Below are 22606 nucleotides of genomic sequence, written 5' to 3' on the forward strand. Positions count from 1 at the left end.
TTGTTTAAAATAGCAAAAGGAACTTGGTGATTTATGTGGAATCAAAAAGCAACAAAACCTTTCCTCATTATTTATATTGGCTTTTTATTTCTTGCAACTTTTTTTATTGTTCCTACCATCACTAGTTTTTATTATTACGCTTGGGGAAAACACTTGGCTTGGTCCTATTTTGATGGGCCGCCCATGATTGCTTATTTTTTCAATATTTCGCGCACGATTTTTGGTGAGACATTTTTTTCAATTAATATTATTGGTTTTTTGTGTTTAATTGCAGGTGCCTATTATATATACAGGATAGGTTGCCTCTTGCATGATCAACGAACAGGATTAATTAGTGCGCTGATGTGGGTTGCTTTGCCTACTACTACAGAAAGTATTTTTGTTCGTGTTTTATATGATGCGCCATTGAATTTATTTACTATTTTGTCCTTTTATTATTTTGCCCGTTATATTTCATCCAAGCGAATTCTTGATTTATATCTTTGTGCTTTATTTATTGGCGCCATGCTTTTATCTAAATATACAGCTGTAATTAGTGTGATGGGGCTGTTGCTGTATGTTGTCTTTTCAAAACAGAGACAATTATTTAAAAGTATACATTTTTATCTTGCCAGCCTAGTCATTATTCTCATGGTTGCTCCTGTTATTTATTGGAATGTTAATCACGATTGGATATCCATTACTTACTTATTAAATTTTCACAGTCAAACTCAAAATAATACTACGGCAGCCCATAGTCTCTTAGCACTGTTCGGTTCATTATTTATTAATTATTCAGTTTTTCTATTAGTCGCTGCATTTGGGTGGTTCAAGTATCGGCAAACTAAGAATTTATCCGATAACCCGGTTTTGGAACTGACTTATGCGGTATTGCTTATAGGGCTATTATTCTGGATTATTGCAACTTTATTAGGTGGTGATGCCCGATCGGTTTACTTAACCCCGCTTGGGATGAATCTTGCCTTAATCACCGGATTTAATGTTGCACGATACCAATATCAACGCTTTTTTATGATCGTTTATCCATTTTTTTTGTCTTTTAGTATCGTTGTGATTCTCGCTAATTCATGGCCAATCGCAACCTATCTAAAAAAGGGCAGGGCTTATACGGTACTAAAAAAAGCGATTAATACGCCAGAAATTATAAAAAAAGGACAGCCAGTTGTTACAGGTTATTTTGCTAATGCCGCTGCATTGAATTTCTTTATGCCCAGTGAACCTGTCTATGCAATTCCTTGCGGTGATATTAATCAATATCAATATTGGGGAGAAGCTTTTTTAGATGCTTTATCTAAAGGAAAAATTGATAAAATTTCTTATGTTGATTTTAGAGATACAAAGCAATGTGCAGAACGATTTTTTAATCATTGCCAATCAGTAGCGACATTGTCTCATCATAAGATGATTCCGGTAATCCACAAATTGATCAAACCTATGTATCTGTATGTCTATGAATGCTCGTCACCTCGTGCACAAACTTCTAATGCATAGATTGAATGGGATTCTCCCCTAAAAAAGCATTTATCATTTTGCAACAGAACAAAGAGGCTTTATGACACACAATGTTGTGTGTCATAAATTATTAGATTGCGCTTAATTGGTATCAGATTGGCAACTTGCAGGAAGTGGGTTATCGAATGGAGGGTAACTTCCACTCTTGGGGGTAAAACCCATATAACCTGGGACTGTTTTAGTCACCCAAAATGGTTTGATTTTGACTAATAACTGATGGTTATTTATAGCACTCACCTCGCTAAACACCCCTGGAGAGACATTAATTTGGGTTAAATCAATGTTAATTGAACTAAAGTCTAAAATAAAGGGGGCTTTATCGACGTAGATATTGTATCCCATCCAATATGCACTGGAGCCACTTTGGCGCTCTATAGTGCACGTTTCTACGGGATTATTACTAGGTACGACATAAATATAGGCATTCTTAATAATACTTGTAACTGGAGCATAAATTTTATTATTCAGGTTGCGCCCAGGTTCCACCTTTCCATTGGTATCTAATATACCAATCTTAACGGAGAAGTTGTTGCCCATATTTATGACTTGCGCCAACGTATAAGCAATGTTTTCCGGTTTGGCGGACTCACTATCTAATACAAGAGGTTCGGAAGGTAAGAAATAATCTTTTCCGTTGTTATCGATTAACCTTAGCTGGATCTTATCTCCTGATTTTAATGTTTCAGATACGATAGCGTTGCCTACTAGCTGCCAGGAGGAGGTTATCGCAGGCGAGTGGATAAACATTAGACTCGTTTGCGAGCGTAAGTCATTTTTTGTTACTGTAAGATTGATGGTTACAGGTTGCTGAGCTCTTAGATTAGCAAGAGATAAATGGGCTTTTGCACTGTTGCTATTAGTTAATGTATAAGGGGATAAATCATCGGCATCAATTGACCATGTATAACTTAAATCAGAACCAATTGATTGACTGCCATCAAGCTCTAGTTCTTCCGCGCCGGAGATTTGTGTAGGGAGCTTTTGAATCACCGCTTTGATGTCCACCGGCGGCGGGGGATTATCATTAAAGCTTACATCGATACACGAATGGAAACGTTCATAAGTCCATTTATTACGACCCCACTCTCCATAGATTACGGCTCTACTCTCTCTGGCTGGGACGTTACACAGGGTAACAAATTTATTATTCACCTTATCGGGAATCACATTGGGATTTGCGTTAGGGTTTTGATCATTGTAACTTAAATGGCAAAATGGTGTTGTTTCAAAATCATCCCAGCTAAGTTCTTTATTCGGATCAAATCTGAAATCCGGTTTGGTTATCCAATAAACAAATTCTTCAGTATCACCAAAATGGTTACCCCAGGAAATATTCCACACAAATTCCTGCTGTCCGCTACTCATGGGAACCGTTGGCCAATTCAGTGCGCGATCCCATGGTGTTTTTCCACCTTGCCAAGACTCCGAATTAAAACCACATACATTAGCAGGTAGTTCGGAAATAGGTTTAGTTGACCGCCCAGTTGTATGGGTGAGTACGGCCATAAAGTTATAAATGCTGTTATCCAGGCTACCATCACTTTTAGTCATCATCGGACGGCATTCTTCATGAGTCATTTTATCTTTGTATATTTCATCAGGCTTACTTTCAACGCCGCAAAACTGTTGTCTTGAAGCGGGGCTCTCAATTACCCCATGGGCAAAGACGAAAGAGCTAAGCAGTATACTCACAAAATTGAGTAGTAGAAATTGCCATAATTTTTTCATTGAAACTCCTTTTTATGTTGTAGTTAAATAGAACTTTGTGAAACAGCAAACTAAGTTCAACATATAAAGATAAAATAATTCAAAGAATTTTCAAATACTTACACCATACATAATTAAATTTACCACCTGAAAAAAATGGAACAACTTCTGCTACCAATGAAAAATTTCAATCCTTTCTCATAATTGCTACCATTGGCTAAATGGGCAATTTGCTCTTGCAAAATAAAGGGTTTGGAATTTATTTTCTCATTCTGGTTTCTTTCAATTGCACTTGTAGTTTTATAACGTAATAATAAATCCCGCATTGCGCCGTCACAACAGATGGTGTTTTGTATTAGGCTTTATTTCTTTAAGGATGAAAAATGAAACAAAAATTACTCATTGGATTTACTGTTGCTGCACTGTCTTTTGCAACTATATCGCATGCAGATTTTACATTTTATTCTAGTGCAAATAGTTGTGACGATGTTCCTGGAAATTGGATCGGATCAGGTAAGGCTTCTAATTGGTTAATTGAGTGTGTCTATAATGGATCGGGAACAGTTAGCACTCTGGATAGTGCCGGGAATTTTAATATCGAGGTCAGCGCAGACAAACGTTCAGGAAGTATTTTGTGCCCTGATCATCATACCACAAAACTGATGGGAGTTTGTGCTAATGGAGCGGTTACTATTAAAACAGAATTTGGTAACTTAAACGGTATTTTCACAAAAAATTCAGGCAGTGCAAAAGGAAGGTTAAATGTTTCTCCAGGTGTAGATGTTGATGTAGCGATTCAATTTAGACGTGTAGATTAAAAATTCTAACCTGGCAGCAGGGAATCAAAACGACAAGGCTTAATAAAGTCCAGTTTCACTTCGCTGCATCCAGGCTATATGTGTCAGTGCTCAGCCCCAACTTCGGTGCACAGTCCCTATCAGGGAACGATCAGGGAACGGCCGTATTTGGCGTAATCCGCGATTAAATCAAATTATTAGGTCCTGTTACCCCTAATTTAATGATTTTTTTAAAGCTACTATATGCTGATATGCTTCATTTATTCGTTCTTGGCTGATTTCCCCAGATTGGACTTTGGCTTCAATTATATCGATGACTTGCACTGGATCTTGTGCTGGAACAGATAAGTTATTACCAAACATCAGCATGTCTGCGCCGGCATTAATCGCCAGTACTAAAGCTTGTTCAAGTCCATAATTGTCGCTAATTGCCTTCATTTGCATATCATCAGTGATGATCACGCCTTTGAAACGCAGTTGATGACGCAGAAGATCCGTTAATATTTTGTGAGATAGCGTTGCTGGTAATCCAGATGGATCTAATTGACGATTCACAATATGTGCTGTCATGACCATACCACATGCTGCAGAAGAGTTTAGTAATTGCTCAAAAGGATTTAATTCATAAGATTGCCAAGTATCGGTAACATCTACAAAACCCAAATGTGAGTCTTTGGTAGAACTCCCATGTCCTGGAAAGTGTTTATAAGCACATTGAATTTTTTGATTTAAGAAATGATGTGTATAAATTCTTGCATAACGTATTACTTGCTTGGGATCATTGGAAAAGCTTCGATCTTTTTTTCCAATTACAGGATTGTCTGGGTTGACGTTTACATCCAATTCCGGAGCAAAATCTAAATTAAATTCTGCCTTTTTTAAAGTTTGAGCCATAGAAGCGGCGGTAGACTCAGCTTCTTTAGTTTCTCTTTTGCCAACTTCGGCAGCAGATAATGCTGGAGGAAATCCATATTGCTCTCCTAAACGATTTACTTGTCCTCCTTCATAATCTACTGAAATTAATAGAGGTAATTGCAGTCGATGATGTTTCAAATTACCTAATTCAGCAAAATAGCGCAGGTCATGATTAAGTTTCTTTACCTGTTCTGGACTTTCAATATTTTTGTCAAATGTTTTTGTGCGATAATTGTAGTCAAATAAGATAACGCCACCAATATTATTTTCTTTAAGCGCTTTTACTATTGCAGATTGTTCATTAATTTTTTTCCCATCAAAACCAACAAGAAGCATTTGGCCAATTTTATCGCGCAAACTCGCCTCAGATGCAACGCCAGCGAGGCTGCTCGTTGAAAAAAATAAAGCAAGTAATAATGTGTAAAAATAGTTCATATGTGGCCCATATATTTGCCAAATGGAACAAATTTTATCATTTAGCATTGTTTTGTGCAATCTGCATTTTATTTTATCTATACTGGTTTAGTGTACCTGAATGATGGGAGTTGCTATCATCCTCCTTTTTATATAACTAAATACTATAAGGTATAAACCATGACTGCCGCGAGTGAGTACTTTAATAAAAATTGGCAACGGTATCAAAGTGCTATTAAAAATAATACATTATATCATCGTGAAATGTTGCAGGCGTTGCAACAATTTCTCGTAACTCATATGGGAGACCGTCTTTTTTCTTTTGCAGATGTTGGTTGCGGGGATAGCAGTACTGTTGTTTCTGTACTTACTGGAACATCAATAAAAAAATATATTGGTATTGATGCCGCGCCAGATGTTTTAAAAATGGCGGAAAACACGCTTGCATCGCTGGATTGTGAAAAAGAGTTCATTGCGGATCATATGATTGCCGCACTTCCTCGTGTATCTGCACCCGTCGATGTGATTTATACCAGCTATGCGGTTCACCATTTATCTTTGCACGAGAAAAACAATTTTATTGCTCTATGCAAACAAAAATTAACTCCTAATGGTTTTTTATTAATGGTCGACGGTGTGCTTAAGCAGCATCAAACACGTGATGAATGGCTGGATGCTTTAAAATCACGTATGCTGGAAAGCGACTCCGAGATAGCTGATGATGAGATTATTGCACGGATGGAGCATCCACGTACTGACGATTATCCTGAAAAAATTGATACATTTGCCCAGATTGCTTGTCAGCAAGCTTGGAATAACTTTCAAGTTCTTGTAGATAAAGGAATATTTGCTTTTATGGCATTTACCAAATAATTTGATTGTGGCCTTAGGTGCGGGCGAAGCCGTAACCCGGGTTAGCGAACGGTGTTTATCCAGAAACCCTACAATGCTATATATCTTAATTTTATGCAAATAGTTGTGCTTTTTTTGCATTAATATAAATTTGATCGATTACCCCTATAATCAATGAAGCTGGGCCTGAAGCACCACTTGAAGTTGGCCCAACGCATTCAGCATAAAAATGCACTGCATTTTTAGCGGCCAAAAATTGATCTTTAATCACAGAATGAAAAACGCTAATCATTGCTGAAAGTAAATTACCTATCCCCGCGACTTTTTGTACCATGGCCGAATCGAAATTAAATTGCTCTATTTGATTTGAATTGACAACTAAATGTCTTTTTCCACTAACAACTACAGTGAGTTTATATTTTTTTGATAATGACTGAGCGTTTTCTATTATTATTTTATCTTCCATAAGATGGTTATTATCCTGAATTACCAGCTCCCCAGTCAGCAAACTCGCAATTTCATTAGGATAGCCGCGGATAATGGATATTTGATGTTTTTTTATTAAGTTGGTTGCAACATCTGTTCGGTATTGGCTTGCGCCCGCTCCTACAGGATCTAAAATAACGGGAATGTTCTTTTTATTTGCTATATCACAGAGGAGATTAATCAGTGTAACAAAAGTATTATCTAATTTGCCGAGATTGATTATTACTGCTTTAGAAATTCCTAGTAATTCTTCGACTTCCTCTTCTGCGCCACACATTAATGGGAAACCGCCAATGCTACGTATTCCACTTCCCACATAACCCATAGGAAAATAATTGGTGATAGCTAAGATAAAGGGTTTTTGCTGCCTTATTTTCCTTAAGGCTTCATTTACTTCTGGTGTCATAAAAAATCCATTTTAAAATGATTTCAATTTTTAAAATTACTTTAACGCACTTTTTAAATTACAACCACTGAATTTACGAATTAAGTGCCACTCAAAAATCAGGGTTTGTTTCCATGTCTCCTATTTTGGTTCAATCTAGCGAATTGGCACCAGACCTGGTGAGTACGATTGCGAAAAGAGAGTGATTTGCTTTTTTAAGTAAGTCCTACTAAGTTTAAATTCTATGGAAATTTTAATCAAAAGGAGAGTGCACATGTCAAAACATAATAAAGGAGAGTGCACATGTCAAAACATAATAAATTTAAGAATGAGTCACAAGATGCGCGCCGTCACGATCAACAGCATTCTACTCATCCTGATAAAATAAAACATCCTCAAGAAAAGTCTAAATTAGAACCTCATTCTCATAAAAAGAAATAAGATAACTGTTAAGTAAAACTTAGAACAAATAAGTTTCTTAAGTAAAATTGAGTTAAAAATATGGCCTTACCTTTTAAGAAAGGCAAGGCCAAGGAAGTAATTATCTATAACAACGTAATTGGCCCCAAGCATTTCGCCAGCAGCCTGGATGGTATGGAGCTGGTGATGAATTGGGTCCTGGAGCATTTAATACACACCCACCATACATATTCCTATGATATCCATGGCCGCATCCTTGAGCTGCGCTGGCGATAGACGTATAACCTACTGCGAAGAATAATGAGCTGACTATGATACCTGTACGTAGCATTTTTGAAATGCTTGAACTTGTATTCATTACATCCTCCTTGGTTTTACTTTTTTTCACTCAGATTAATTATAGAATTTATTTCTTATTTTGCATTAATTTTAATCAAATATATTTATTTAAGATCCAAGTGGTAGTAAAAAAAATCAGAAAGGTATTCTTTCCAATGAATGTTTGGAATCACTCTACCATTCATCCTCCCAGAGGCTTAATTGTTTGGATAATAAATCTTCTTTTTTACAAAACTTATTTATTTCCAAATGAGGCTCAGGTTCAACATTGAGCCGAAATCGTTTACAAGCAAGAAGAAATCGAGTCTTTAATAGATTGGCATATTCTCCTTCGCCGTGCATACGGACACCAAATCGTGCATCGTATTCTTTCCCGCCACGCATTTGGCGAATAAGACTCATCACATGTTCGGCCCTTTGGGGGAAGTGTTCGCTCAGCCATTCTTTAAATAATTCTTTGACTTCATGAGGTAGTCTGATTAATACATAACTGGCATGTCTGGCACCTGCGTGTGCAGCAGCTTGCAATATTTTTTCCATTTCAATGTCATTGATCATGGGAATAATCGGTGCAACCATAACGCGAGTAGGTATTTTGTTTTCAGTTAAATGTTTTATTACTCTTAGCCTGCCAGAAGGCGCTGTCGTTCTAGGCTCCATAATCCGTTTCAGATCTGTTGAAAGAGAAGTAATACTTATCGCAACTTTGATCAAATTGTGTTTTGCCATATCGGATAAAATATCTAAATCTCGTTCTATAAGCGCATTTTTAGTGATAATAATGATTGGGTGACGGTGATAGGCTAAAACCTTTAAAAGGCTACGAGTAATGGCAAGTTTTGTTTCTGCGGGTTGATAAGGATCAGTATTTGCCCCTAAAACAATAGGTTTACACGCATAACTCGATTTATTAATTTCTTTTTCTAAAAGTTTGGCTGCATCCACTTTATAGAAGATTTTAGTTTCAAAATCGATTCCCGGTGACAGATTGACATAGGAATGGCTGGGTCTGGCATAGCAATAAATGCACCCATGCTCACAACCTCGATAGGGATTAATTGACTGTTCAAAGCCAAGATCAGGAGAATCATTATGGCTAATTACTGATTTAGAATACTCAGGTAGTAAAAAGGTTTCTAAAGGGGGAAGAATATCTTCTTCGATGTCCCAGCCATCAGCAAAATGTTCGCGGGTCTGTGGCTCAAATCGGCCATCTGGATTGCTAAGGGCGCCCCGATTTTTAAGTGTTTGATTGGGTTTCATAACAGCGGAGAATAAATCAAATGCACTTTATTGTATCATAATGTCAGAGGGAAAAAGATACATAGACCGTTTTACTCTTTGGGATGGTTTATTACCGAAGCAGTCATTCTTGAAATACAGGTTAGTCTTCCTTTTTCATTAAAAATCTTAACTTGCCAAACTTGAGTAGAACGTCCCAGATGAAGAGGAGAAGCGATTGCTGTAACTTCACCTTCTTTAACTGAATGAATATGATTGGCATTAATTTCCAAGCCGACGCAAAAAAATTGATTCAGATCAATAACGGCGTTTGCTGCAGTACTGGCTACTGTTTCGGATAATGCGACATTGGCACCGCCATGAAGAATACCTATAGGTTGTTTGGTACGCGCAGTTACAGGCATGGTTGCTTTTAAAAAATCATCACCAATTTCAATAAACTTGATGCCAAGAAATTCAGACATAGTATTTTTTCCAAATTGATTGAGATCTTCTAAAGTAATTTCTTTAAACCATATCGCCATTTTTATCTCCTTTATTAGGGTCTGTTTAGATTTCTACTATCTTGGCCAAAACGGCCTGATTTTTTGCGTTCCGATGCTCACATACTTCGTGATGCTGCGCTTCGGTGCTCGAAAATCAGACCATTTTAGTTCAAGCTAGCAAAATCTAAACAGACCCTATAAAATAAGATAAACTTTATTTATCCAAAAACCAATAAGAAATTTTATGATGAATCAAGCATGTATGAGATGTTATATCTCGGGAAAAGTTCAAGGAGTATGGTATCGCGCCTCAGCACAAAGAGAAGCGAAGAAACTGGGTATCACAGGGTGGGCGCAAAATCTGGATGATGGACGCGTAGAAGTACTTGCGTGTGGGACAGTTGACAATTTGAAATTATTTTATGCATGGCTGCAGGAAGGACCGCAGCTTGCTATTGTAGAAGAGTGTACTTATGAAGAGCTCAGTTGGCAGGAGTATGAGGGGTTTGATACCTTGTAGCCTGGGTGCAGGCGAAGCCGTAACCCGGGTTTCGCAAGCTACTTAGAGTGTGCTTTGATAAAATGTTCTATAGATCCAATTAATCGAGAGACCTGCTCAGGGACAAATATTTCAAGTTGGGCAAAAACATGAATCATTCCCTTAAATTCTTCTAATTTAACGGGAACTCCTAAAGTTTTTATTTTTTTTGCAAAAGCGATTGCTTCATCAAATAAAGGATCGTATTCAGCAGCTGCAATATAGCAGGGCGGTAATAATTCCAAATGTTTAAAATACATTGGTGATGCTTGAATTCGATCGCCACCATTTTTGAAATAATTGTCAAAATACCATTTAACTTTCTCTCGGGTGAGTAAAAATCCTTCTCCATTACGTTGATATGATTCATAGTTCATCGAAAAATCAACGGATGGATAAATTAATACTAATCCTTTAATTGTATGATCACCAAGTTCTTTCATTTGATGACAAACAGAAAGTGCCAAATTTCCTCCAGCACTATCACCTGCTAAAAAAACATGATTTATATTCACCTGAAAGTCTTTGACTAACTCAACTTTTTGTTCAAAAACTGCCATACAATCAAGTAATCCTGCTGGGTATGGAAACTCTGGAGCTAAACGATATCCCACAGAAAGAACTACTGCGTTACTGGAAATAGCAATTCGCCGACAAAGTGCATCATGAGTTTCTATGCTTCCTGATAAATGCCCACCACCATGAAAATAAATAATTAAGGGTAATTTTTTTTGTGGGTCAGGATGATAAATTCGTGTCGCTATGTCATGATCAGCAAGTTGAAGCACTGGGTTGCTGATTAGGGGTACAAATAACTTAGGTAGAGCAAAAGCCTCTGCTGTCTTTTCAGCGAGATCACGTACTTCCTCGGGTATAAAAACAGCTGGTCTTGTATTGGTCAAATCCAAAAAATTTTGGAGTGATTGTGGTATCTGGCCATGCGACATTGTTGCCTCCTGCTCCAATTATAGAATTAAATAGTTAATCTACATCCTAATCACATCAATAAACCTCTTTCCAAACCTATTGGAAAGGAGAATTGCGTATACGACTCATCATATGACTGCGTATACACTCCAGCTTTCTTCGTACTCGCTCTCCTCAATGAGTTTGGACGAGGTCTATTGTGTTATTGGTCTTTGAGACTTTTATTAATAATAGTGCCACAACAAGTAACCAAACAAGGCTTAAAATAATAATAAAACTTAATAAAGGATTGACCATCAAATAGCCCATCACGATGACACTGAGTGTGGCAAAACACATATTAACAAAACTCATCATTGCTGCAGCACTGGCTTTGTCCTCAAGCGCATTGGAAGCAACAAATGAACCTCCCGAAAATAGAAAACTGCTAAATAAATATAAGCTGGCTGTAATAAGAAAAAACCATAATGAAGACTGATTCCCAAAATACCACATGATTAATAAATTAATTATTCCTGCCACAACACCAAGAAAACCAATGGTAATGAGTTGGTTTGCCGAAAAACGAGCAAGTAATCGTTTGGCTAATAATCCACCTAAGAGCATTCCTATAATGTTAAGGATATTCCAATACCCATACTCAGCTGCCGAGAGTTTCAATATTTTTTCTGCAATTTGAGGCCCAGCCGCAGAAAAGCAATAAGATATTGCAGAACAGCAACCTACTACTAATGAAAAAATTACCAATTTCGCAGAAGCAAGTGCAGCATAATAATCGCGAACAATAGTCAAAACATATATTGATTTAGGATGAATCAATGTCTCACTAAAGATACAAGTTCCCCACAGCATTATTAAACCATGCACGAGTAAAATCCAAAAACATCCTTGCCAATGAAGAAATTCTGTAATGACCCCACCTATAACTACAGCAATACCGATGCCCAGTGCAAAGGACAAAACAGAATAGGCTATAGCCGTTTTGCGTTGTGCTTCAGGTAACCATTCATTAATTAACATGAAGGTACAGGCAAGCCCACTGGCAGCTCCCAAGGCAGTGATTAGCCGTCCGCTTACGAGTAACCAATAGTTTTCTTGCAGTAGTGCAAGCAAACATACACCAAGCCCAATCAGATTAATCACCAAACCTATGCGTAATGCTTTTAAACGGCCAAATCGATTAGCAAGTGGCCCATAAATCAATTGACCAACTACATAACCAATCAAAAATGCCGAGACTATCCACTCAATAATACCGGGGCCTAAAGCATATTCAGTTTGGATTTTTGGTAAAGCGGGAGTGATGATAGCCGCCGAAACTGATGCAATAGAAATGTAGTTGAGTAACCAAAACAGATTAAATGATGAAGTTTTTTCTGTTGCACTCATGACTATCCTTAACGTACTTTTAAATTAAGGGATTCATTGTAAGTACTTCTTTATCTGAGTCAATCATTCTTTTTTATGAGTTGTGCTCATTTAGCCTTAGGAGTCGCCAGTTTTTCATTGTCCGTACTTCCTCTACGTCTGCGAATAAGCTGTGGAACGTAGTAATTAATTGAAAATAACTCAATAGATCAAGTTTTTTCTCAAAAAACCGACGATACTCTAGCCTATTTAGATGATTTAAAAATAAATTCGAGTTGCCATCACTCTATAGGTGCTTTGCGAAATGTCCTGACGGCGTTATTTGTCTGATTGTCGATAATCTCACCACGTATATCATCAAAGTGTCCATTGACTTGAATTAACATCCAGGCATAAAGCTGATCAATATCGTTTCCTGTTTGGGTCGCGATTCTTTCTTCTTTACAGTAGACATTTGCAGTAAATTGCTCGCTCATTTTAAGAATCCTTTGATCCAAACATCATATTATATAAGTTTAGCTTTTTTTAACTGTTTCACCACGTTATTCAAGGAGATATTGCACTATAATTTATATAAGAGGGATGTTTCAGGAGATTATTATGAGTACCAATTTTTTAGCTTCTGTACTAGGTTGGTATTTGGTAATTGTGAGCCTGCTTTTACTTATACGACGTGAAGTTGTAATCACTGCCATGAGAGAATTGATGGGACAACGAGCTGTCATGTTAGTTGTTGGTATCATCACATTAATTATTGGATTATTAATGGTTCTGAGCCATAACGTATGGGTAATGGGTTGGCCAGTCATAGTAACAGTCTTTGCCTGGCTAATACTAATTGGCGGCTTGTTTAGGCTCTATTGTCCAGATACTGTGTATAAAATTTGGAATAAAACGATAAATAAATCGGGAGTGTTTATCTCAAGTGGGATAATTACGTTAATCATTGGCTTATTTTTATTGTACAAAGTTTATTTTGGTTGATGAAATGATTCAAAATATATAGACCGCATTAGCTATAGAGAGCCGAACATATACCTATATTTCGGGGATGTTTTAACGTGGAGTAAAAAGAAATTTTACTTTGATTCCTCAATCAGCTCTTTGAATGTTACAGATAAACCGGTATAAAAAATTGTAGTTGTACTTTCAAATCCAGAGTCTGTGCCGAGGACTAACCATACCTCGCCTTGATTATTGCTTCTGGTTGTATAATTGGCGAGCTTCGCTTGCATTTCTTCAGTGGGTAAGTAAGGTAATGCCTTTAACCTGTAAATGGAGTTTGCAGTGTCTACCCCAATGGATCCGATAGTGATCATATCTTTTCCATCAAGAGCTTGATTTCCTTTATCCAGGTTAATTCTGTAATGATTGGAGTCATCCACATCGCGTTGCGGTTTATGAGATACAGCCCCAATTTTTACATACACTGAATCACCAGGCGAGCCTCCTGCACCCATAGAACCCTCAGGAGCATTCGAGGCAAATTCTAAAGAAAAACTGACGTGATAGGTTGTATTGGGTTTTAAATTCTTTACTTTTTTATAAGCATACATGAATAAATCATCACTATGATTATTGCCTGATATTTTTAATCCATGAAGGGGCGTATTAATTTCATGAGGCAATTTAGCACCATTTTTAAATTGAAGTTCAAAGAATTTTTCTTCACCTTTGGGATAATCAGCGAAAGAGACCTTAAAATTTTCTTTTTTGGAGAAAGTATATTTATAGGATTTTAGCTCTGGATTATTTAAAGCAAACACCGAATAAGAGGTGATTAGAAAAAGAAAAAATAAGGCAGGTCTTTTCAAGATTTATCCAATTTCTGGCTGATAATGCTGCATTTTAAAATTAAACCGCCAATAGAGCAATAAAACACTGATGACTGCACCTAATGACACGCCCCACCAGAGGCCAATGCCGCCCCATTGCAGAGGAATTGCAAACAAGTAACCTACAGGTAACGCAATTCCCCAAAAGCTAATCATTGAAGTTATTAAGGTATAACGCGTATCTTTTAATGCACGTAAAGCGCCAAATAGTGAGATCCGGGCTGATTCGAATATTTGAAATACTGCACTGACTGCCAGAAGTTGGATTGCAAAATGTAATATTTCCTGATTACCAGGCTCGTGAATATCAAAATCAATAGCAATAAGTAACTTAGGGAAAAACCAATAAATAAGTGCGGCACCAAACATAAAAGTAACCGAAGTAAAAGTACCGATATAACCCACCTGTTTTGCAGTTACTACATCGCCTTCCCCTAATAAATGCCCCATGCGCACAGTGATTGCCTGGGCTATTGAAAAAATAACAGACGTTAAAATACATAAATATTGCAATGTGATTTGATTGGCTGCTAGCAGTTGATTACCGAGTGAACCCATAATTAAAATCAAAACAAAGAAAAAGCCAATTTCAACACAATACATTATTCCTAAAGGAGTCCCAATTTTGAGTAACTCAATCAAGTAAAATGGTTTAACGTAAGTAAAGAGTAGGCGAGTATACGGTTTATAGTTTTTATTCGTAAAAATATACCAAGAGAAAAATAATACAGTAATCCAAAAACCTATGGTTGTACCCCAGCCTGCACCAGCAACTCCCATGGCTGGCAAGCCAAATTTTCCAAAAATCAGAGCAAAGCTAAATAAAATGTTCAAAGAGACATTCAATGCACTAAAGAATAGTGCAAATCGAGTTTTGCCAAGTCCTATTACAAATTCCATGAGTACCACTGTAATAAAATTCGCTAATAATCCCCATGTTAGTGCATGTAAATAAGATTCAGTTAGTTTCACCAAAGCTTGGTTTTGGCCAAGATATAAGAGAAGTGGGGCAATATGCCAAAAAAAATAACACGCAGGAATGGTCAAGATACAAGCTAACCAAAATCCATCTCGAAATACTAAAGCAATTCCATGTCCATCTTTAGCGCCATGTCGATGGGCTACCAAGACATTAATCGCATTTAATATACCGATAACAATGATGTTAAACGTCCCAAATAGCCAGGCAACCAGTGAACCCGCTGCTAATGCATCTTGACTAACACGAGCTAGGAATATGGTTATAAAAAAATAAACAGAAGATTGTAATAACCCGGTGAGAATTAGTGGGATGGCTAATCGTACCAAGGATTGAAAATTATTTTTAAATGCTTCCACAACTCTCACTACCGTAGTTTATTCTTCTCATTATTCGAAAAATAATAAGAAGAAGTTAAATTGATATGCTAAATAACCTAATTATAGTTGTTACACTCAATAATGAGTATATTTGTCAATCAACCATGCATAAAGCGCGGAAATGTAGGTTTTACCTAACACGTAAGAGAAGTCGATTGGGGTGATTTAGGACAGTAATCATCATAGAAGCATTTTATGTTTTCATATAATTCTGTTAATTCTTCTATATCATAAATTTCTTTTTTGGCTTGTTTGCTTAACTCCTCGTATTTTTCAATGTATTCTTCGAAGAGACTTTTTATATCGGAATCATTCATGAATGAATCTCTTTGAATTGTTACAATAAAATCATCTAATTCCGTTTTTATTGCCTCATATTCATCTTTATTTCCTAGAATTTTCACTTTGGGCTCGGATTTATTATTGAGTGCTTGATACAGTAAATAGAGTGCAATTAATCCAACAGGAATTAAAACAATTAAGCCCAAATAAACGCCGGCATAAGATGTTTCTTGTTTTGATACTGGACATACATCCATATCCTGGTCGCCGCAGGCTGTTATTGCTAGAGCTTGTGGTTGCTCTGGAAACACAGGACATACTGCCTGTTCATAAGTCCAGTTGGGTAAACAGCCATTGGTTCCGGAGATTTGTCTATTCGCCTCAAAGAAGGATGGACGCAGTTTTGGTTGGCTGTGGGATTGTTGTTGTGATTTTGGTTGTTGTGATAATAATTCCAGCTTTTCAGGTTTTTTTGGTGGTTCCAGTCCTTTGATTTTGTATTGGAATGTGATCCAGCGATGCATTGAATCCATCAATGCATTTAATTCTTGAGCTTGCCCGGCTAGTGTTGCGAAATCAGTACTTTTTACTTTAGGGCCATTTAAATGGCCAATAACATAATTTACTTGTTGTTTCAGTGCTTGATTGGTTTTTGCAAGATCTGCTGTAGTTGAGGGAAATTGCGCTAAAGTATCTTGATTGTCTATGAATGTGTTTAACTTTTCTTGCTCGGATGTTAACCACCTTTTTAGCAAAGGTAAATTCTGCTCCTCATGAATCGCTTTATGATAAGCAAGCGTATTGGCATGAATAATTTCGTTAATATGAACGGATGATTCATCAATAAAATGTTCAATTTGTTTCAATAGAAAAGAGAGTTGCTCCTTAAATTGAAAAACGGTATACACTTCACCTGCTTGTCCCAAGAGATCCATTGTTTGAGTAATGACTTTTTGAAACTGATCGAGCTCATTTAAATCAGTTATGGCTTTGGCATAATGATCTAACACTTTATCTTCCATGTTTATTAACTGGAAATTGGAGCAATCTTTAAGCTCTTCACCTGTTAATTGCAATATGGATATAGGGCTTTCTACGACAGCAGTTGAACTTTTCCCACACTCTTTTACTGCCTGAGTAGGGTAGGCTTTTAAATCATCAGGCTTATCAATTGCGAAAGTATAAGGGTGGGGGTTAACCTGATTCGCATTCAGAGCAAAATGTAATATTCTGTTGCGCTCGGTGGATAATTGTTCGATGCTTTTTGATAATTCACCAAGGCGATCTCTTAATAATTGTGATTCAATCTTCCGCGTTAATTGCGGATGGATTTCATCATCAATCGTACTGCGGAAATTAGCTAAAAATAGCCGATCTGAACCTGCAAAGGGAGAAATGTTTTTTTCGATAGTGCGTACGTAGCGGGTGACATGCTCCAGTTGGTCTCTTGTTTGTTTGATATTTGGATTTTGACTTATTCCTTTCAGAATATGATTCAGATCCAATAGGAAAAAATTCATGGGCTGATTTAAATGAGTTTGGGGCAACGCCTGATTTCTTAATAATAAATAATCTCCGGTTTTTTGCATTAAGTCATATAAAGCAGTCCATTGGAGACGTTGGCTATCGATAGGTTGAACATGAAAGTCATCCCGGTTTAAAACATGACGTGTCTTGTATGCATTAGAGTAAAACCAGGAGCGCTCATACACGTTGATTAAGGCCTGGGAGTCATCAGCAAACCAGGAACTGGGATTTGATAAATAATCAGGATGAATTCCTGAGTTACTGCGCACTTTAAGAATCCATGTTCTTTGCTCTAATTCTTCCTCAGTATAACAGGATTCCGAATGGACCCAAAAACGAGATTGATGCTGTTGAGGCTGATATGAGGTGTAATACTCTCTTTTTTCCTTTGCCATACTTCTCACTCCTTGAGATAGAATAACCTGAAAGCTATTGTACGGTTGGTAACTAAATAGAATATTTTTGAACCAATTAATTTGATAACATTCTTTACGCAAATATGCAACATTAGGAGAAATTGACATTTGGAAATATGGTGCCGCATTCTGTTTTTTGTTAAATTACATTTTTAACTTGAACGAGTAACTTATGCCTTCTTTTGATATTGTCTCTGAAACAAATATGGTTGAATTACGTAATGCTGTGGATAACGCTTTGCGTGAGATGGGTACTCGCTTTGATTTTCGGGGAGTAGAGTCAAGCATAGAACTTAAAGATCTGACAGTGACATTACGAGCCGAATCTGATTTTCAGGTCAGACAATTAGAGGATTTATTCCGCAATCACTGCAGTAAACGTAATCTTGATGCTTCGGGAGTGGATATAGAGGATGAGCCGGTGCACAGTGGAAAATTTTATTCCTTGAATATGACGTTTAAACAGGGAATCGATCAGCCAACAGCCAAAGACATCGTGAAATGTATTAAAGATTCCAAAATTAAGGTTCAGGCCTCTATTCAAGGAGATAAAATTCGGGTTACTGGTAAAAAACGTGATGATTTGCAAGAAACAATCGCTCTTTTAAAGAAATCAAATATCAAATTGCCATTGCAGTATGAGAATTTTCGAGATTAATTTCTATTGTGAGAGTAAATTTGAGTAGCCTTTTTGCTTGCACTTGCACTTGTCTCCTGATCACATCTCTGCCTACACCCCGTGGCTTCCGCGGGATCCAATTATTTAGGGCGGATTTTATGGGCTGATTTTTCAGCGATGTATAGAAGATGTAGTTGCAAGCAAACGAGATTAGTCAATAGAAAAGGAAATTCTTACAATTGTGTGGTTTTCTCCAATTAAGTTACACCGCAAACATCATTTAATTCACAATTTCATCAATTTTGGCAGAGATCCTTGCCAATAAATAAGGGTCCTTTTTGGCAAGACTACGGGCTACTTTGAGTTGAGCTACTGCTGCTCTTTTTTGGCCTTCAAGAAGTAAACACTGGGCTTGGGTAAAATAAGCATAGCCTTTTTGATGTGATTGCGCTTGGGCTCGAGCTAGCTCACGACATAAAACAAGATCCTGTTTATATTTCCTACTACCTTTAAGCAGGATGCTTGTGGCTTTTTCATGTTGATTTGCAGCCAATAAACCTTGGGCGTATGCCATAAGTGCCGCATAATTGTCAGGGTAATTCTTTTGTATTTCTTCCAATCGGGAGAGGGCGGCTTTATGTTGGGATAATCCTGTTTCAGCTTGTGCCATAGCAATTTGAAAATATAGATTGTTATTTTGTACTAATAAAGGAGTCAAAATGGCAGCTGCTTTTGTATAACTATTATTGTTGATTAACGCAAGGGCATGACCATATTGGCAAGCATATGCGGGAGTTTTTTGGTTACATTGATGCTCATAATAATCAAGTAGCATTTTAGGATCGCGGATGACTGAAGTGCGAATTAATTCTTTGACTAATGGGTATTCGAGAGTTTCTGTGTATTTTTTGTGCGAAAATTGTGCGGTTCGGTTTTCTGCTTCAGCGATTCTATCCCCATCCAGAGGGTGGGTTCGTAAAATGGCAGGTACATTTGCAGTGTAATAATAACGAGAATTTTCCTGCATTTTTTTAAAAAAAGCGGCCATACCGTGAGGATTATATCCTGCTTTAATCAGCATATCGATTCCAATTCTATCCGCTTCTTTTTCTTTAGAACGGGTAAAATTGATGTTATCTTGGGAAAACCCTGTCATGGCACCCATCATTCCCGCCATCCCAACTGTGGGATTGATTACACCTAAAGCAGCAGAGGCCAGTATGGAAGCAAGCATGGGAATGCGCATTTGTTTTTGATGCTCGATCATTCTGTAGAGATGGTGCAAACGCACATGCGCGATCTCATGGGCCATAACCCCAGCAAGCTCACTTTCACTACTTGTGGTTAAAATAAGCTGTGAATTAATACCTATATGTCCACCAGGACCAGCAAAGGCATTGATTTCATTTGATTTTACTATAAAGAAATCTGGTGTTTTAATATGACCCGCATGAGCAAGATTTTTCCCAATACGATTAATGTATTGGCTTGCTAACGGGTTTCGCTCCACACTTTCTGACTGATTAATTTGTTGTACAAACTCTTTTTCTAATTGTTCCAGTTCTCCTGTTGAGTATGGAGACAGCCCCTGGGAGAAAGAGGATTGTGCAAGAAAAGTGGCTAACAGTATTAAACAGACGTTTTTCTTAATTTTCAATTTAATCATTAGGCTACTCAAAAATTGAATAATTTGTTATCATTCACGCATCGTAACTACTCATCCTCTCTCGTTATCCCGAGGTTTATCCTTAGGAGGACGTCTATTTAGCACGTGAGCAGTTACCATGCATCATAGAAAGGTACTAAACAATGCACAAAAAGTTTTTGCTCGCAGCACTTGAACAGGCCCGACTTGGACAAGGCCATTGCGCCCCAAATCCTTGCGTTGGCGCTGTTGCTGTGCAAAATGGAACTATTATAGCACAGGCATGCCATAGAGGTGCAGGGACTCCGCATGCAGAACAATTATTGTTAACACAGATTCCTCCTAAAATGCCAGGGGTTACGCTATATATTTCTCTTGAGCCCTGTAATCATTGGGGAAGAACGCCTCCATGTGTTGATGCAATTATTAATTATGGAGTGGAAGAGGTTGTTTTTGCTTATTTAGATCCCAATCCAGTCGTAGCTAAAAATAATTCTTCAGATAAGTTACGTGCCCATGGCATAAAGGTAACGTATTACCCTGTAGATGAAATTACAGAATTTTATAAAAGTTACTCTTACTGGACTTTAACTAAAATGCCAAGGGTAACGGTGAAAATAGCGCAAACATTGAATGGTAAAATTGGTCGCGCAGTAGGAGAGCGTGTTATTTTGTCAAATACTCAATGTGGGGAATTTACGCATCAAATGCGCGCTGCAACAGATATCATTCTTACTACGGCTAGAACAATACAACTGGATAACCCTAAGATGAATGTGCGTTTAGGCCAGAAAGAACAGGCAAAGCCAGTTGCAATTATTGATAGGCAGTTGAGTCTTAATCAACAATCCATAATTTTTTCAACAGCAGCTCATTGTCATGTGTATCATTGTAATGAGCAGGAAGCTTCTTATCCCAATAGTACTTTGCATTTAATGCCCATGAAAAATGGAGTAATGGATTTAGGTGCTGTGCTCTGCCATCTGGGGGAGTTGGGGTATCATGATGTTTGGGTTGAGGCGGGAGGCGCTCTTTTTAGTGCGCTGCACCAGGAAAAGTTAGTTCATCGAACTTATTTATATATCGTTCCAAGTATTTTGGAGCACGATGCAATTTCAGCCTACCAGCAGAGTGGGATATTTGACCGAGCGCATACTATTTCTTGGCATGCTATGGGTGACAATATGATAGCATGTCTGGATTGGCAGGAGGATTAAATGAACACTGGATCAAATGAGGTCGCGTTATGAAGTATTCATTAGCTACAATAGAACACGCAGTGGAAACACTTAAAGCCGGTAAAATGGTTATTTTAATGGATGATGAAGATAGGGAGAATGAAGGAGATCTGGTTGTGGCTGCAGAATATGCTACGCCAGAAGCAATTAATTTTATGTCTCGTCATGGTTGTGGATTGATCTGCTTGTCTATGGCTGATGAATTGATTGATAAATTACAATTGCCAATGATGGCGCAAAATAATAAATCACCTTATGGCACAGCATTTACTGTATCTATAGAAGCAGCGGAAGGTGTCTCAACGGGAATTTCAGCTAAAGATAGGGCTCAAACAATTAAAGTTGCAATTAATCCTGAGAGTGGACCGACTGATATCATTTCTCCAGGACATATCTTTCCCTTACGCGCTAGAAAGAAAGGAGTTTTGGAACGGCAAGGTCAAACAGAAGGTAGTGTTGACTTGGCAAAGCTTGCTGGTTTAACTCCTGCTGCAGTGATTTGTGAAATTATAAATGAAGATGGTACTATGAGCCGTCGTGATGAATTGGTTTCATTTTCCAAAAAACATAATATTCCTCTGGTAACGATTAAAGATTTGATAGAATACCGAATTCGCCATGAGGTGCTGGTCAACGCTGCTGCTTCAACACGTATTCCTTTGCAAAATAAAGGTGATTTTACTATGACTGTGTTTGCAAACGAACTTGATAATGCAGAGCATTTTGCTTTGGTAAAGCCGCCTGTGTTTGCGAATCGCGTGCCTTTAGTGCGTATTCATTCAGAATGCATTACTGGTGATATTTTTGGTTCCTGTAAATGCGATTGCGGTAACCAATTGGAAAAATCTTTGGCATTGATTGCTGCTGAAGGTGGTGTTTTAATTTATTTACGCCAGGAAGGACGAGGAATTGGCTTGGCGAATAAACTAAAAGCTTATGCCTTGCAGGAGCAAGGTTGGGATACTGTTGATGCGAATCATCAACTAGGTCTTCCTGTTGACAGTAGAAATTATGCTATTGCCTATCAAATACTCAAATATTTTGGTATTGATGCAATAAGGTTATTAACCAATAACCCTTCAAAAATTGCTGCTGTGGATCGTTATGGAATAAAGGTTATGGAGAGAGTGCCTTTAGAAATAGAGCCTACTAAGGAAAGTCACAGATATTTAAAAACTAAAAAAGAGAAACTGGGACATTTATTAGCGATAAATTAGGGCTATATCCTGATTTGTTTAGCCACAGTATATTGTAGCCTGGGTGCAGTGTAGCGGAACCCGGATTTTCTTACTACGGAA

Annotated in this window: 22 protein-coding genes; 9 read left to right on the top strand and 13 right to left on the bottom strand. The window is 37.6% G+C overall.

From position 1 onward, the window contains the following. Window positions 1–33: 33 nt before the first annotated feature. A complete protein-coding gene (locus DY223_RS05995) occupies window positions 34–1491 on the top strand; it encodes an ArnT family glycosyltransferase (RefSeq protein WP_058459070.1) in 1458 nt (485 codons plus the stop codon). Window positions 1492–1593: 102 nt separating this feature from the next. Here DY223_RS05995 and DY223_RS06000 read toward each other — a convergent pair whose 3' ends face one another. Further along, entirely contained in the window at window positions 1594–3240 is a 1647-nt protein-coding gene (locus DY223_RS06000; protein ID WP_058459071.1) for a lytic polysaccharide monooxygenase, read from the bottom strand. 362 nt (window positions 3241–3602) lie between these two features. Here DY223_RS06000 and DY223_RS06010 point away from each other — a divergent pair, with 362 nt between their 5' ends. Next, window positions 3603–4037 (top strand): hypothetical protein, encoded by a 435-nt coding sequence (locus DY223_RS06010; RefSeq protein ID WP_058459073.1) that lies wholly within the window; start codon window positions 3603–3605, stop codon window positions 4035–4037. 192 nt (window positions 4038–4229) lie between these two features. On the opposite strand, the gene DY223_RS06015 is transcribed toward DY223_RS06010, so the two are convergent. Continuing rightward, a complete protein-coding gene (locus DY223_RS06015) occupies window positions 4230–5366 on the bottom strand; it encodes a glycoside hydrolase family 3 protein (protein WP_058459074.1) in 1137 nt (378 codons plus the stop codon). 159 nt (window positions 5367–5525) lie between these two features. Here DY223_RS06015 and DY223_RS06020 point away from each other — a divergent pair, with 159 nt between their 5' ends. Beyond that, on the top strand, window positions 5526–6218 hold the full coding sequence (locus DY223_RS06020; RefSeq protein ID WP_058459075.1) for a class I SAM-dependent methyltransferase: 693 nt from the start codon (window positions 5526–5528) through the stop codon (window positions 6216–6218). Between the two features lie 91 nt (window positions 6219–6309). Here the strand turns inward: DY223_RS06020 and thiM are convergent, their stop codons facing one another. Next, window positions 6310–7089 (bottom strand): hydroxyethylthiazole kinase, encoded by a 780-nt coding sequence (thiM, locus tag DY223_RS06025; RefSeq protein WP_058459076.1) that lies wholly within the window; start codon window positions 7087–7089, stop codon window positions 6310–6312. A 282-nt stretch (window positions 7090–7371) separates the two neighbouring features. Between thiM and DY223_RS19220 the strand changes: the two genes are divergently transcribed. Then, a complete protein-coding gene (locus DY223_RS19220; protein ID WP_165482424.1) occupies window positions 7372–7509 on the top strand; it encodes a hypothetical protein in 138 nt (45 codons plus the stop codon). Between the two features lie 100 nt (window positions 7510–7609). On the opposite strand, the gene DY223_RS06030 is transcribed toward DY223_RS19220, so the two are convergent. The 3 genes from DY223_RS06030 to DY223_RS06040 form a co-directional block, all read right to left on the bottom strand. Continuing rightward, complete coding sequence (locus DY223_RS06030; RefSeq protein ID WP_082642428.1) at window positions 7610–7846, bottom strand: GCG_CRPN prefix-to-repeats domain-containing protein; 237 nt, start codon at window positions 7844–7846, stop codon at window positions 7610–7612. A 155-nt stretch (window positions 7847–8001) separates the two neighbouring features. Then, the gene (locus DY223_RS06035) at window positions 8002–9090 is read right to left on the bottom strand and encodes a PA0069 family radical SAM protein (protein WP_058459078.1); all 1089 of its coding nucleotides are present in this window, start codon (window positions 9088–9090) and stop codon (window positions 8002–8004) included. Window positions 9091–9161: 71 nt separating this feature from the next. Beyond that, complete coding sequence (locus DY223_RS06040) at window positions 9162–9593, bottom strand: hotdog fold thioesterase (protein WP_058459079.1); 432 nt, start codon at window positions 9591–9593, stop codon at window positions 9162–9164. 205 nt (window positions 9594–9798) lie between these two features. Here DY223_RS06040 and DY223_RS06045 point away from each other — a divergent pair, with 205 nt between their 5' ends. Continuing rightward, window positions 9799–10074, top strand: a complete 276-nt coding sequence (locus DY223_RS06045) for an acylphosphatase (RefSeq protein ID WP_058459080.1) — start codon at window positions 9799–9801, stop codon at window positions 10072–10074. Between the two features lie 38 nt (window positions 10075–10112). On the opposite strand, the gene DY223_RS06050 is transcribed toward DY223_RS06045, so the two are convergent. From DY223_RS06050 to DY223_RS06060, 3 genes are all read right to left on the bottom strand, one after another. Continuing rightward, the gene (locus tag DY223_RS06050) at window positions 10113–11039 is read right to left on the bottom strand and encodes an alpha/beta hydrolase (RefSeq protein WP_058459081.1); all 927 of its coding nucleotides are present in this window, start codon (window positions 11037–11039) and stop codon (window positions 10113–10115) included. 154 nt (window positions 11040–11193) lie between these two features. Beyond that, window positions 11194–12408, bottom strand: coding sequence for an MFS transporter (locus DY223_RS06055; protein ID WP_058459082.1), 1215 nt, complete (start codon window positions 12406–12408; stop codon window positions 11194–11196). A 260-nt stretch (window positions 12409–12668) separates the two neighbouring features. After that, window positions 12669–12863, bottom strand: a complete 195-nt coding sequence (locus DY223_RS06060) for a hypothetical protein (RefSeq protein WP_058459083.1) — start codon at window positions 12861–12863, stop codon at window positions 12669–12671. 124 nt (window positions 12864–12987) lie between these two features. On the opposite strand from DY223_RS06060, the gene DY223_RS06065 reads away from it, so the two are divergent. Continuing rightward, entirely contained in the window at window positions 12988–13371 is a 384-nt protein-coding gene (locus tag DY223_RS06065) for a DUF308 domain-containing protein (RefSeq protein WP_058459084.1), read from the top strand. Window positions 13372–13466: 95 nt separating this feature from the next. Here DY223_RS06065 and DY223_RS06070 read toward each other — a convergent pair whose 3' ends face one another. The 3 genes from DY223_RS06070 to DY223_RS06080 form a co-directional block, all read right to left on the bottom strand. Beyond that, on the bottom strand, window positions 13467–14201 hold the full coding sequence (locus DY223_RS06070) for a hypothetical protein (RefSeq protein WP_235810497.1): 735 nt from the start codon (window positions 14199–14201) through the stop codon (window positions 13467–13469). A 3-nt stretch (window positions 14202–14204) separates the two neighbouring features. Beyond that, window positions 14205–15560 (bottom strand): MATE family efflux transporter, encoded by a 1356-nt coding sequence (locus DY223_RS06075; protein ID WP_058459086.1) that lies wholly within the window; start codon window positions 15558–15560, stop codon window positions 14205–14207. Between the two features lie 155 nt (window positions 15561–15715). Then, window positions 15716–17785, bottom strand: coding sequence for a hypothetical protein (locus tag DY223_RS06080; RefSeq protein ID WP_058459087.1), 2070 nt, complete (start codon window positions 17783–17785; stop codon window positions 15716–15718). 193 nt (window positions 17786–17978) lie between these two features. Between DY223_RS06080 and DY223_RS06085 the strand changes: the two genes are divergently transcribed. Continuing rightward, a complete protein-coding gene (locus DY223_RS06085; RefSeq protein ID WP_058459088.1) occupies window positions 17979–18464 on the top strand; it encodes a YajQ family cyclic di-GMP-binding protein in 486 nt (161 codons plus the stop codon). A 241-nt stretch (window positions 18465–18705) separates the two neighbouring features. Here the strand turns inward: DY223_RS06085 and DY223_RS06090 are convergent, their stop codons facing one another. Next, window positions 18706–20091, bottom strand: a complete 1386-nt coding sequence (locus DY223_RS06090) for a M48 family metalloprotease (protein WP_058459089.1) — start codon at window positions 20089–20091, stop codon at window positions 18706–18708. Window positions 20092–20234: 143 nt separating this feature from the next. On the opposite strand from DY223_RS06090, the gene ribD reads away from it, so the two are divergent. After that, entirely contained in the window at window positions 20235–21287 is a 1053-nt protein-coding gene (gene ribD / locus DY223_RS06095) for a bifunctional diaminohydroxyphosphoribosylaminopyrimidine deaminase/5-amino-6-(5-phosphoribosylamino)uracil reductase RibD (RefSeq protein WP_058459090.1), read from the top strand. Between the two features lie 29 nt (window positions 21288–21316). Beyond that, window positions 21317–22525, top strand: coding sequence for a bifunctional 3,4-dihydroxy-2-butanone-4-phosphate synthase/GTP cyclohydrolase II (locus DY223_RS06100; RefSeq protein WP_058459091.1), 1209 nt, complete (start codon window positions 21317–21319; stop codon window positions 22523–22525). Window positions 22526–22606: the final 81 nt, after the last annotated feature.

This window comes from Legionella bozemanae (assembly GCF_900450575.1).
Lineage (GTDB): Bacteria > Pseudomonadota > Gammaproteobacteria > Legionellales > Legionellaceae > Legionella > Legionella bozemanae.

Excerpts from the sequence above, each read along its gene's own strand:
- DY223_RS05995 (WP_058459070.1), top strand. The coding sequence starts at position 34 with ATGTGGAATCAAAAAGCAACAAAACCTTTCCTCATTATTTATATTGGC.
- DY223_RS06000 (WP_058459071.1), bottom strand. The coding sequence starts at position 3,240 with ATGAAAAAATTATGGCAATTTCTACTACTCAATTTTGTGAGTATACTG.
- DY223_RS06010 (WP_058459073.1), top strand. The coding sequence starts at position 3,603 with ATGAAACAAAAATTACTCATTGGATTTACTGTTGCTGCACTGTCTTTT.
- DY223_RS06015 (WP_058459074.1), bottom strand. The coding sequence starts at position 5,366 with ATGAACTATTTTTACACATTATTACTTGCTTTATTTTTTTCAACGAGC.
- DY223_RS06020 (WP_058459075.1), top strand. The coding sequence starts at position 5,526 with ATGACTGCCGCGAGTGAGTACTTTAATAAAAATTGGCAACGGTATCAA.
- thiM (WP_058459076.1), bottom strand. The coding sequence starts at position 7,089 with ATGACACCAGAAGTAAATGAAGCCTTAAGGAAAATAAGGCAGCAAAAA.
- DY223_RS19220 (WP_165482424.1), top strand. The coding sequence starts at position 7,372 with ATGTCAAAACATAATAAATTTAAGAATGAGTCACAAGATGCGCGCCGT.
- DY223_RS06030 (WP_082642428.1), bottom strand. The coding sequence starts at position 7,846 with ATGAATACAAGTTCAAGCATTTCAAAAATGCTACGTACAGGTATCATA.
- DY223_RS06035 (WP_058459078.1), bottom strand. The coding sequence starts at position 9,090 with ATGAAACCCAATCAAACACTTAAAAATCGGGGCGCCCTTAGCAATCCA.
- DY223_RS06040 (WP_058459079.1), bottom strand. The coding sequence starts at position 9,593 with ATGGCGATATGGTTTAAAGAAATTACTTTAGAAGATCTCAATCAATTT.
- DY223_RS06045 (WP_058459080.1), top strand. The coding sequence starts at position 9,799 with ATGATGAATCAAGCATGTATGAGATGTTATATCTCGGGAAAAGTTCAA.
- DY223_RS06050 (WP_058459081.1), bottom strand. The coding sequence starts at position 11,039 with ATGTCGCATGGCCAGATACCACAATCACTCCAAAATTTTTTGGATTTG.
- DY223_RS06055 (WP_058459082.1), bottom strand. The coding sequence starts at position 12,408 with ATGAGTGCAACAGAAAAAACTTCATCATTTAATCTGTTTTGGTTACTC.
- DY223_RS06060 (WP_058459083.1), bottom strand. The coding sequence starts at position 12,863 with ATGAGCGAGCAATTTACTGCAAATGTCTACTGTAAAGAAGAAAGAATC.
- DY223_RS06065 (WP_058459084.1), top strand. The coding sequence starts at position 12,988 with ATGAGTACCAATTTTTTAGCTTCTGTACTAGGTTGGTATTTGGTAATT.
- DY223_RS06080 (WP_058459087.1), bottom strand. The coding sequence starts at position 17,785 with ATGGCAAAGGAAAAAAGAGAGTATTACACCTCATATCAGCCTCAACAG.
- DY223_RS06085 (WP_058459088.1), top strand. The coding sequence starts at position 17,979 with ATGCCTTCTTTTGATATTGTCTCTGAAACAAATATGGTTGAATTACGT.
- DY223_RS06090 (WP_058459089.1), bottom strand. The coding sequence starts at position 20,091 with ATGATTAAATTGAAAATTAAGAAAAACGTCTGTTTAATACTGTTAGCC.
- ribD (WP_058459090.1), top strand. The coding sequence starts at position 20,235 with ATGCACAAAAAGTTTTTGCTCGCAGCACTTGAACAGGCCCGACTTGGA.
- DY223_RS06100 (WP_058459091.1), top strand. The coding sequence starts at position 21,317 with ATGAAGTATTCATTAGCTACAATAGAACACGCAGTGGAAACACTTAAA.